Raw genomic sequence first — 10927 nt, forward strand, 5'->3', positions numbered from 1 at the left:
TTTTTTTGCTCTTGCCGTGGTAGTGCCGGCCGCTGGCCGGCATCACCGCATCAGGCAACGATCAGCGTCACGTCGATGTTGCCGCGGGTGGCGTTGGAGTACGGGCAGACGATGTGCGCCTTCTCCACCAGTTCTTCCAGCTGCTCGCGCGGCACGCCCGGGGCGTTGATGGTCAGCTCGGCTTCGATGCCGAAACCGGTCGGGATCTGGCCGATGCCCACCTTACCGGTGACGGTGGTGTCGGCCGGCAGGGCGACCTTTGCCTGGCCGGCCACGAACTTCAGCGCGCCCAGGAAGCAGGCCGAGTAACCAGCCGCGAACAGCTGTTCCGGGTTGGTGCCCGGGCCGCCAGCGCCGCCCAGCTCGCGCGGGGTCGACAGCTGGATGTCCAGCACGTTGTCGGAGGAGACCGAACGGCCTTCACGGCCGCCGGTGGAGGTGGCCTGGGCGGTGTACAGAACCTTTTCGATGGACATGGGATGCTCCTGGTCAGTGGGTGGGTGTTTCGATGGGTCTACTTTGCCCGTTCCTTCAGGACGATGGGTGATAGTTCGTCCTGAATATTTGACTAATCGTCCTGTCGGCCTAGATCGTCCACTCGCGGTCGGTGGTGAACATGATGGTCAGCCAGCGGTCCGGGGACGCTTCGCCCAGTGCATCGCCGATCTCATCGCGCAGCTGGTCCCACTCCACCAGGGGCCGCGGCGGGTCGTCCTCGCGCACCACGAAGAACAGCTCGATCTGCTCGCCACGGCCGACCTGGGCCACGTAGCTGCGGTGTTCGACGAAGCCATGGCGGGCCACGATGTCCCGCGCCACGGCGTCCACGTGCGCCTGCAGGTCCGGCGGGGTCACCAGCAGGATGCCGGCCAGCGCCCGCCGCACCGTGCCCAGCGGCGCCACCATCACGAACAGGCAGACCACCGCCAGGATGGCCGGATCGATATAGGGCCCGACCCAGGCCAGCGATGTGCCCTGCACCAGCACCCCGCCCACGAACGCGGCCACGTAGCAGGCCGACATGCTGGCGGCGATCACCCAGTTCTTTGCATCCAGGGCGATGAAGTCCGAACCGATGCGGCGGTTGGCGCGCCACACGAAGGCGCCGAACGCACTCTCTGCCAGCAGTGACACCACGCCGAACACAATCGCCGGCCCCAGCGCGATATGGCGCCCGCCGGACATCAGCGCATCCACCGCGTTGACCAGCGCATACAGCGCCGCGCCGATCATCAGCAGGCCGCTCACCCCCAGCACGATCGGCTCCAGGTGCCAGAAGCCCATGGTGAAACGCTGGTTGAGCCGCGACTGCAGCGCATCGGTCTGCGTGGACAGCGCGATCAGGCGCGCCACCAGCAGCGACAGCCAGGTCATCACCACATCGATCAGGCCGTAGATGCCGTCGAAGATGATCAGCGAAGAATTGGCCAGCAGGCCGAACACCACCCCGGCCAGCGCGACCGCCAGCGAGAAGGCAATGGACAGGCGCAGCACGCCCTGTTCGGTGGCGGGATCGAAGAAACGGGACGAGGGCAGGGCCATGGCCCGATTGTAGGGCCGCGCCATGTCACCCAGCGTTCAACCGCCCCCCGCGCTATCCGCGCCGGGGCTGTTCCCGTAGACTGCGCGCCTCCCACGTACCGACACCCGCCTGCAGTGATCACGCCACCCTGACCCTTGCCGCACCCCGGCAGCCGGCCCGCCCGGCTCAGGAACCCGTGTCTTTCCACTGCAGCGCCACGTGGCCCTTTGCCCGTGCGCGCGGAGTTTTCCCATGCAAACGTCCTACCCGCTGCGCCAGCAATGGCTCGGCAACATCCGTGGCGACCTGCTGTCCGGCATGGTCGTCGCCCTGGCCCTGATTCCCGAGGCCATCGCCTTCTCGCTCATCGCTGGCGTCGACCCCAAGGTCGGCCTGTATGCCGCGTTCTCGATCGCGGTGGTCACCGCCATCGCTGGCGGCCGCCCGGGCATGATTTCCGCTGCCACCGGCGCCATGGCGCTGGTGATGGTCGATCTGGTCAAGGACCACGGCCTGCAGTACCTGTTCGCCGCCAGCATCCTGGCCGGCCTGCTGCAGGTGCTGGCTGGCGTGTTCAAGCTCGGCTCGCTGATGCGCTTCGTCTCGCGCTCGGTCATCACCGGTTTCGTCAACGCGCTGGCCATCCTCATTTTCCTGGCGCAGATGCCCGAACTGATCGGCCGCGGCCCCACCGTCTATGTGCTGTGCGCCGCCGCGCTGGCCATCATCTACCTGCTGCCGCGCATCACCCGCGCCGTGCCGTCGCCGCTGGTCGCCATCGTCGTGCTCACCGCCGTGGTCATCGGCTTCGGCGTGGACGTGCGCAGCGTGGGCGACATGGGCCAGCTGCCCGACAGCCTGCCGCACTTCCTCATCCCCGATGTGCCCCTCACCTGGGAAACCCTGCGCATCCTGCTGCCGGTGTCGGCCACGCTGGCCGTGGTGGGCCTGCTCGAATCGATGATGACCCTGCAGATCGTCGAGGACATCACCGAGACGCCCAGCGAGCGCAACCGCGAATGTGTCGGCCAGGGCGTGGCCAACACGGTCACCGGCTTCCTCGGCGGCATGGCCGGCTGCGCGATGATCGGCCAGTCGGTCATCAACGTGACCTCCGGTGGCCGCGGCCGCCTGTCCTGCCTGGTGGCCGGCGCACTGCTGCTGGTGCTGGTGGTGTACGGCAGCGACCTGGTGCGGCAGATCCCGATGGCCGCGCTGGTGGCGGTGATGATCATGGTCAGCATCGGCACTTTCAGCTGGCGCTCGCTGCGCGACCTGCGCACGCATCCGCGCAGCTCGTCTGCGGTGATGCTGCTGACCGTGGTGGTCACCGTGGCCACCCACGATCTGGCCAAGGGCGTGCTCAGCGGCGTGCTGCTGTCGGCGCTGTTCTTCGCCCGCAAGGTGGGCCGCATGCTGGACGTGCAGCGTGAGGACGCGGCGGATACCCAGGTGTACCGCGTACGCGGGCAGGTGTTCTTTGCCTCGGCTGGCCAGCTCGGCGCGGCCTTCGACTACCAGCACGTCGCGCCGAACGTACAGATCGACCTGCGCGACGCCCATCTGTGGGACCTGACCGCCGTGGCCGCGCTGGAGCGCGCACAGGAAAAGCTGGCCGCGCATGGTGCGCAGGTGACGGTGGTGGGCCTCAATGCCGCCAGCCAGACCCTCATCGAGCAGGTGGGCGGCGCGCGCGGCGGGCATTGAGCCGTCGCGCGTAGAACTGCAATTTTCCTGATGGATTGATGTCCCTGGGCAACCCATGCTGGTAGCGTGCAATCGCGCACACCTCATGGAATGAACAATGGCAGGACGCAGGAACATGTCGCTTCTTCTCGCACCGCTGCTGGCCCTTGGCCTGGCCCCGGTACCGGCCGTCGCGGGCGCCGGGACGCCGACGGCGTTCGTCGAGCACGTGTCACATCATCGGGCCGGTACCCGCGAAGCAACGGCGATCATGGGTTGGCTGGACGGTCTTCCAGATGCGGACCGCCGGGTGATGGAGCCGGGAAGGCTGACCGTGCGCCAACGCCGGGTCGGGTACGACGCCCTGGCTCGTGCGGGCGCGACGACGCCCGTTCCGCTGCCAGGGTCCGGTGCGCCTGGCGAGCGGATCACCATCACCAACGCATTGCCTGGCGGCTTCATCGAGACCTGGACGTTGCAATGGGTGTCGGGAGACGGCGGCGGCTGGAAGCAGACCGACTACGAGATGCACGCGCCGGTGATCGAGCCGGAGCGCCCGCAGGAACTCTGACGGGATGCCAGCCGCTGGCGCGGACGTCGGGCAGCGCCCCGCCGCGCCAGCGCGGGCAGATTCAGCCACGCGGTGTAAACTATTGATCTCACTGGCAATGCCAGTCTCCACGATCAACACCCCGATGACGTCCGCCACCGCCCGTTACGCCGATTCCCTGCGCCTGTCCGTTGCCCCCATGATGGATTGGACCGACCGCCACTGCCGCGTGTTCCACCGCGTGCTGGCGCCGGGTGCGCGGCTGTACACCGAGATGGTGCACGCCAACGCGGTCATCCACGGCGATCGCGAGCGCCTGCTCGGCTTCGATGCCAGCGAACAGCCGCTGGCCCTGCAGCTGGGCGGCAGCGATCCGGCCCTGCTGGCGCAGGCCGCGCGCATCGCCGCCGACTGGGGCTACGACGAGGTCAACCTCAACTGTGGATGCCCGTCCGACCGCGTGCAGGCCGGGCGCTTCGGTGCCTGCCTGATGCGCGAACCGGCGCTGGTGGCCGAGTGCGTGGCCGCGATGGTTGCGGCGGTGGACATCCCGGTGACGGTGAAGTGCCGCCTGGGCGTGGACGAGGACAACGATTACGAGGTGTTCGCCGGCTTCGTCGACCGCCAGGTCGCCGCCGGTGCCGCCATGGTCGTGGTGCATGCGCGCAACGCCTGGCTGAAGGGCCTGTCGCCGAAGGAGAACCGCGAGGTTCCGCCGCTGAAGTACGACTGGGCCTACCGCCTCAAGCAGGCGCGCCCGGCGCTGCCGGTGGTCATCAACGGCGGTCTGGCCACGGTGGAGGCGGTGCAGGCCCAGGCCGCGCACGTCGATGGCGTGATGCTGGGCCGCGCGGCCTACCACGACCCCTACCTGCTGCATCAGCTGGAGGCGCTGCAGACCGGCGCCGCGCTGCGCCCGCGTGGCGAACTGCTGCGCGCGCTGCGCCCGTACATCGAGGCACGCCTGGGCGAGGGCCTGGCCCTGAAGCACATCACCCGCCACCTGCTGGGCCTGTTCCATGGCCAGCCGGGCGGCCGCGCCTTCCGGCAGGTGCTGAGCGAGGGCGCACACCGCCCCGGCGCCGACTGGGCGCTGATCGAGCAGGCGCTGGCGGTCACCGAGCGCGCATCGGACCGTGCTGCAGCGTGACCGCAGTCACGTTCCTGACTTGACAAGGCACGTAGATTCGTCCCGAATGTTCACTTAGATGAACGACGCCGGAGAGCACCCGGAAAAGTTCAGATCGGATTCACCGCGCCAAACCAATCATTTGCAAAGGAAATGTAAAGGCCGGGTTCCGTATCCGGCGCTCCGGATTTACGACTTTTGAACGAATCGCCGTGCTCGGCTAGGATCGCATCGATGTCTTCCGCTCCCTTCCACCGCCGCATTGCCCTGGCCACCTGCGTGGTCCTGGCGGCTGCCCCCCTTTCTGCAGCGATGGCCCAGCAGCCACCGCGCGGTGGTGGTGGTGGCGGTGAGCCGCGTGCAGCCATGCGCGCGGACATGATGGATCGTGGTGGCCGTGGCGATGATCGTTCGTTGTCCGATGCTGTGCGCCGGGTGCAGCGCTCCACCGGTGGCCACATCCTCGGCGCCGAGCGCGTGCCGTTCGATGGCAGGGACATCAACCGGGTCAAATACATGGATGACCGGGGCCGCGTCCGCTACATGGACGATCCCGCCCCGGCACGTTCACAGCCGCGCACGCCGCGGTCGGATATGTCATCACTACGCGGCGATAACCCCTGAACAGGGATAGTTGCCGTAATACACCGTACCCACTGGCCTCCGGGCCACACCCAGGACACTAGGGAGAGTTCATGCGTATCCTTCTGGTCGAAGACGAAGCCCCGCTGCGTGAGACCCTGGCAGCCCGGCTCAAGCGCGAAGGTTTTGCCGTCGATGCTGCACAGGACGGCGAGGAAGGCCTTTATATGGGCCGCGAAGTGCCGTTCGACGTCGGCATCATCGACCTGGGCCTGCCCAAGATGTCGGGCATGGAGCTGATCAAGGCCCTGCGCGATGAGGGCAAGAAGTTCCCGGTGCTGATCCTGACCGCGCGTTCGAGCTGGCAGGACAAGGTCGAAGGCCTCAAGCAGGGCGCCGACGATTACCTGGTCAAGCCGTTCCATGTGGAAGAACTGCTGGCCCGCGTCAACGCGCTGCTGCGCCGCGCCGCTGGCTGGAGCAAGCCGACCCTGGAATGCGGTCCGGTTGCCCTGGATCTGGCAGCACAGACGGTCAGCGTCACCGGCAGCAATGTCGACCTGACCAGCTACGAGTACAAGGTGCTGGAATACCTGATGATGCATGCCGGTGAACTGGTCTCCAAGGCCGACCTCACCGAGCACATCTACCAGCAGGATTTCGACCGCGACTCGAACGTGCTGGAAGTGTTCATCGGCCGCCTGCGCAAGAAGCTGGACCCGGACGGCGAACTGAAGCCGATCGAGACCGTGCGTGGCCGCGGCTACCGTTTCGCGATCCCGCGCAACGAGGGCTGAGCCTTTCACAAGGCGATAAACGATGTCCGGCCGTCTGTGGTTCTTCCGACGCTGGCGGCCGCGCTCACTGCAGGCGCGCCAGCTGTTCGCCGCGTCCGTGGGCCTGGTCGCGTTCCTGGCCCTGGCCGGTTACGCGCTGGATGCCGCCTTCGCCGATACGGCGAAGGCGAACCTGCGTGAGCGCCTGAAGAACTACGCCACGGCCTACGCGGCCGGCATCGATTTCACCCGCGACCGCTCGCTGTACATCCGCGAGCAGCCGCCGGATCCGCGCTTCGACGTGCCCGGCAGTGGCCTGTACCTGCAGGTGGTGATGCCGGACGGCAAGGGCAATTCGATGTCCGCCGAAGGCCCGATGCTGCCCACCGTGGGCGGCGGCCTGCTGGCCCCGCGCCAGGAAGTGTTCGAAGGCCCGTTGCCGATGATCCAGATCGACGGCAGCCAGGGCTCGGTGTACCGCTACGGCCTGGGCCTGGTGTGGGATGCCGACGCCGACCCCGCCACCGAATTCCCCTACACCATCTACGTGATGGAAGACTCGCGCGCGCTGGGCGCGCAGCTGCGTGTGTTCCGCAGCCGGGTCTGGTTCTACCTGGGCGGCATCGGCCTGATCCTGCTGCTGCTGCAGACCGTCATCCTGCAGTGGAGCCTGCGCCCGTTGCGCCGGGTCATCACGGAGCTGACCAAGGTGCAGCGCGGCGAGACCGAGCGCATGAGCGAGCGCCACCCGCGCGAGCTGGAACCGCTGACCGACAGCATCAATGCCTTCATCGAGAGCGAGCGCGAGAACCTCGAGCGCCAGCGCAACACCCTGGCCGACCTGGCGCACAGCCTGAAGACGCCCATCGCCGTGCTGCGCACGCAGATGGACAGCGGTGCCGGCGATGGCGCCCTGCGCGAGGAACTGGACGTGCAGCTGCAGCGCATGAACAACCTGGTGTCCTACCAGCTGGCGCGTGCCGCCTCGTCGGGCCACAAGCTGTTCTCCGCGCCGCTGCCGGTGGAATCCAACGCCGAGGAAATCGTGCGTGGCCTGGAAAAGGTCTACGCGTCGAAGGGCGTGCTGTGCGAATTCGACATCGACCCGGCCGCGCGTTTCCACGGCGAACCGGGCGACCTGCAGGAACTGCTGGGCAACCTGCTGGAAAACGCCTTCAAGTGGGCCAAGCGCCGCGTGCTGCTGACCGCACAGCCGCTGCCGGCACCCAACGCGCGCCGCGCCGGCCTGCTGCTGGCGGTGGACGACGATGGCCCGGGCATCGCCCCGGAAGACATCGGCAAGGTGCTGCAGCGTGGCGTGCGCGGCGATGAGCGCGTGCAGGGCCACGGCATCGGCCTGTCGATCGTGCAGGACCTGATCAAGGATTACCGCGGCGAGCTGCTGGTGGCCCGTTCCAGCGAACTGGGCGGCGCCCGCTTCGAAGTGCGCCTGCCTCCAGGGCCGTAAAGTCGAGCTTGCTCGACTGCACGTCGATCCGCCGGGCGTGGCCCGGCGCCACCGGTCGACGCGCCCGCAGGTAGCGCCGGGCCATGCCCGGCGAACGGATGAATCAATCGGCCATTGCCGGCGGCTCGCCATAGAACCGCCGCAGGTGCGCGGCTACCTTCGGCAGCGCCTGCGCCAGCAGATCCGGCGCGGAGAAGTGGTACTCGCTGGCCACCGCGAAGAACTCCTCCGGCGCCTCGGCCGCATACGGGTCGATCAACGTCTCCACGCCAGCATCCACCTGCGCGCAGAACGCGTCGTAGGACTGCTGGAACGCCGCCGCCCACTCGCGCTGCCACGCACGCGGCAACGGCGGGGTGCCGTCCATCGCGCCATCCAGCGCATCCAGCTTGTGCACCATTTCATGCACGGCCACGCAGTAGCCCTCGTGCGGCGCGGCCAGGTCGGCCTGCACGTCGGCCCACGACAGGATCAACGGCCCGCTGTCCCACGATTCGCCAATCAGCTCGTCATCCCACTCGTGCAGCACGCCGGCCGCATCCATGTGGCTGCGGTGCACGCGGAAGGCGTCGGGGTAGACGATCAGCTGCGACCAGCCCTCCAGCCCGACTTCGCCGAATTCCAGCAGCGGCAGGCAGCACAGCGCGGCCAGCAGCACGCCATCGGCCTCCTGCAGCTGCAGCTCGCCAATCGGGGTGATGGTCTTCTCATGCAGGAAGCGGGTGGCCAGCACGCGCAGGCGCGCACGGCGCGCATCACCCAGGCCCCGCAGCCAGGCGGCGCGGCCGCAGGCTTCATTCCACACCGCATCTTCGATCGGCCGCGGCGCAGGCCGCAGCCACTGCAGCAACGACTTGATCAGCGGAACATACCCGGCAGGTAGCTGTGCCACTTCGGCGCGCGGATGCGCTGCAGCACATCGTCATCGCTGCCACCGCCGCCACTGCTGGTGGCGCTGCTGGCCGCCGGCCGTACCGGCGCCGGCTTGGCTGCGGTGGCCGAAGCGGTGGACGTGGCAGCACGCTGCGAAGCGGCGTCCGGGGTGGAGTACACGCAGCCCCCACGGCTGTCGTCCAGCGATGCCGTCGCCGACGCCGCAAAGGGCATCGTCAGCAGGATCAGGCAATGGGCATAACGGCGCATTGACGACATCCACGTTAAGGGAGGGTGAGTTCCCGATTCTAGCCCGAACCCGGCCCCGGATTGGAAGCCCCGCCCCCGGCACCCCGCGGGCGTCGCTGGCGGCTTTCCCGCATAATTCCGTTCTGACCTTGTGGAAGCTGCCGTGGACGATCGCCAATTGCTGGCCAAACTCGCTGCCGGTCGCCTGTCCGGCGACGCCCTGGCCCGTGAGCTGGGCCAGACCCGGGCGGCCATTTGGAAGCGTATTCAAGGACTTAGGGCTGCCGGTGTGGGCATCGAAGGCCGCGCAGGCGAGGGCTACGGCCTGAGCCAGCCGCTGGAGCTGCTGGACCCGGCGGCCATCCGCGCGCACCTGCCCGACGACGCCGTGGCCCTGTTGCATGAGCTGCAGGTGGCCTGGACGGTGGATTCCACCAATGCCGAATTGCTGCGCTGCAGCGCGCCACAGCGCGGCGTTTGCGTCCTGCTGGCCGAGCGCCAGACCGGCGGCCGTGGGCGTCGCGGCCGCAGCTGGGCCTCGCCGCTGGCTGCCCACGTCTACCTCTCGGTGCTGCGGCTGTTCTCCGGCGGCCTGGGCCGCCTGGCTGGGCTCAGCCTGGTGGCCGGCATCGCCGTGGCCGAGGCCCTGCACGACCTGGGCTACACCCAGGCGCAGCTGAAGTGGCCCAACGATGTGCTGGTGGACGGCCGCAAGCTGGTCGGCCTGCTGGCCGAGGGCGGCGGCGAGTACGCCGGCCCGGCGCGTGCGGTCATCGGTATCGGCATCAACGTGCACATGCCGCCGGCCTTCGCCGAACAGATCACCCAGCCGTGGGTGGACCTGGACACCCTGGCCGGTACCCACGTGGACCGCAACGTGGTGGTGGCCGCCGTGCTGGCGCGCCTGCTGCCGGCGCTGGAGGTCTTCGACCGCGAGGGCCTGGCCCCGTTCCTGCCACGCTATGCCGCCTTCGACATGCTGGCCGGTCGCGAGGTGCGCGTGGAGCTGGAAGGCCAATGGCAGCACGGCACCGCCCTGGGCCTGGCCGATGACGGCGCCCTGCGCGTGCGCATCGATGGCCACGAGCGCCTGCTGCACGCCGGCGAAGTGAGCGTGAGGAAGGCATGAGCGATTGGTTGTTCGACCTTGGCAATTCGCGCTTCAAGTTCGCGCCATTGCAGGGTGACCGTGCCGGCGATGTGCAGGCCTGGGCGCATGGCGCCGAAGGCATGGCCGCACAGCCGCCGCACAGCCTGCCCACGGGCGGCACCGCCTTTGTTGCCAGCGTGGCCGCACCGTCGCTGACCACCGCCATGCTGCAGCAGCTGCAGGCCCGCTTCGGCGATGTGCGCGTGGTGCGCACCAGTGCCGAATGCGCGGGCGTGCGCATTGCCTACGCCAAGCCGGAAAAATTCGGCGTCGATCGTTTCCTGGCGCTGCTGGCCGCCGCTACCGCGCGCCGCCCGGTGCTGGTGGTGGGCGTGGGCACCGCGCTGACCATCGATCTGCTCGACGCCGACGGCCAGCACCACGGTGGCCGCATTTCCGCTTCGCCCACCACCATGCGCGAAGCGCTGCACGCGCGTGCGGTGCAGCTGCCGGTCAGTGGCGGCGACTACAGCGAATTCGCCAACGACACCGCCGATGCGCTGGCCTCCGGCTGCGACGGTGCTGCCGTGGCGCTGGTGGAACGCAGTGCCCGCCACGCGCAGGCGCTGCTGGGCGTGGCCCCCGCGCTGCTGGTGCATGGCGGCGGCGCACCCGCGCTGATGCCGCTGCTGGACGGCGCCGACTACCACCCGTCGCTGGTGCTGGACGGCCTCGCCCGCTGGGCGGTGCACCAGCCCGCAGGCTAGTATCGGCAGCATGCTGACCCGTGCCCTGATCGTCGTGCTGGCCATCCTCAACGTAGGCGTCGCCAGCTGGTGGCTGCTGCGCAGTGAACCCGCGCCGGCCACGCCGCCCCAGCCCGCCACCGGCGTGGCCGAGCTGCGCTGGCTGCCGGGCGGCACCGATGCCGCTGCCGTGGCCCAGACCAGCGCCGCCACGCCCACCGAAGCCCTGCAGGAGCGCGAGGCCGCGCCCAGCGCC

General features: G+C 68.7%; 12 protein-coding genes and 1 pseudogene. 9 read left to right on the plus strand and 4 right to left on the minus strand.

Translation table 11 applies throughout. The features are described 5' to 3' along the window. Positions 1-50: 50 nt before the first annotated feature. Positions 51-476, minus strand: a complete 426-nt coding sequence (locus tag QMZ26_RS07065; RefSeq protein ID WP_283221013.1) for an organic hydroperoxide resistance protein — start codon at positions 474-476, stop codon at positions 51-53. Between the two features lie 109 nt (positions 477-585). Further along, entirely contained in the window at positions 586-1542 is a 957-nt protein-coding gene (locus QMZ26_RS07070) for a cation transporter (protein ID WP_283221014.1), read from the minus strand. A 232-nt stretch (positions 1543-1774) separates the two neighbouring features. Between QMZ26_RS07070 and QMZ26_RS07075 the strand changes: the two genes are divergently transcribed. From QMZ26_RS07075 to QMZ26_RS07100, 6 genes are all read left to right on the plus strand, one after another. Further along, entirely contained in the window at positions 1775-3229 is a 1455-nt protein-coding gene (locus QMZ26_RS07075; RefSeq protein ID WP_283221015.1) for a SulP family inorganic anion transporter, read from the plus strand. A gap of 115 nt (positions 3230-3344) precedes the next feature. Next, positions 3345-3779, plus strand: coding sequence for a hypothetical protein (locus QMZ26_RS07080; RefSeq protein WP_283221016.1), 435 nt, complete (start codon positions 3345-3347; stop codon positions 3777-3779). A gap of 97 nt (positions 3780-3876) precedes the next feature. Next, positions 3877-4908 carry a tRNA dihydrouridine(20/20a) synthase DusA gene (dusA, locus tag QMZ26_RS07085; RefSeq protein WP_079224888.1) on the plus strand — a complete coding sequence of 344 codons (1032 nt, stop codon included), beginning with the start codon at positions 3877-3879 and terminating at the stop codon, positions 4906-4908. 213 nt (positions 4909-5121) lie between these two features. Beyond that, entirely contained in the window at positions 5122-5511 is a 390-nt protein-coding gene (locus tag QMZ26_RS07090) for a hypothetical protein (RefSeq protein WP_283221017.1), read from the plus strand. Between the two features lie 71 nt (positions 5512-5582). Beyond that, a complete protein-coding gene (locus QMZ26_RS07095; RefSeq protein WP_079224892.1) occupies positions 5583-6266 on the plus strand; it encodes a response regulator transcription factor in 684 nt (227 codons plus the stop codon). Between the two features lie 22 nt (positions 6267-6288). Then, positions 6289-7713, plus strand: a complete 1425-nt coding sequence (locus QMZ26_RS07100; protein ID WP_079224893.1) for a sensor histidine kinase — start codon at positions 6289-6291, stop codon at positions 7711-7713. 103 nt (positions 7714-7816) lie between these two features. On the opposite strand, the gene QMZ26_RS07105 is transcribed toward QMZ26_RS07100, so the two are convergent. Both QMZ26_RS07105 and QMZ26_RS07110 read right to left on the minus strand, forming a co-directional pair. Continuing rightward, positions 7817-8605, minus strand: a complete 789-nt coding sequence (locus QMZ26_RS07105) for a M90 family metallopeptidase (RefSeq protein ID WP_283221018.1) — start codon at positions 8603-8605, stop codon at positions 7817-7819. After that, positions 8572-8856, minus strand: a complete 285-nt coding sequence (locus QMZ26_RS07110) for a hypothetical protein (protein ID WP_079224897.1) — start codon at positions 8854-8856, stop codon at positions 8572-8574. Before QMZ26_RS07110 ends, QMZ26_RS07105 begins: the two co-directional genes overlap by 34 nt. Positions 8857-8998: 142 nt before the next feature. On the opposite strand from QMZ26_RS07110, the gene birA reads away from it, so the two are divergent. The 3 genes and pseudogenes from birA to QMZ26_RS07125 all read left to right on the plus strand — a co-directional run. Beyond that, positions 8999-9964, plus strand: a complete 966-nt coding sequence (birA, locus tag QMZ26_RS07115) for a bifunctional biotin--[acetyl-CoA-carboxylase] ligase/biotin operon repressor BirA (RefSeq protein ID WP_200733088.1) — start codon at positions 8999-9001, stop codon at positions 9962-9964. Continuing rightward, a complete protein-coding gene (locus tag QMZ26_RS07120; protein ID WP_283221019.1) occupies positions 9961-10692 on the plus strand; it encodes a type III pantothenate kinase in 732 nt (243 codons plus the stop codon). The genes birA and QMZ26_RS07120 overlap by 4 nt, the downstream gene beginning before the upstream one ends. 10 nt (positions 10693-10702) lie before the next feature. Continuing rightward, positions 10703-10927, plus strand: a pseudogene (locus QMZ26_RS07125) (SPOR domain-containing protein); the annotation flags it as partial.

The sequence above is a fragment of the Stenotrophomonas sp. PFBMAA-4 genome (assembly GCF_030053215.1).
Classification (GTDB): domain Bacteria; phylum Pseudomonadota; class Gammaproteobacteria; order Xanthomonadales; family Xanthomonadaceae; genus Stenotrophomonas.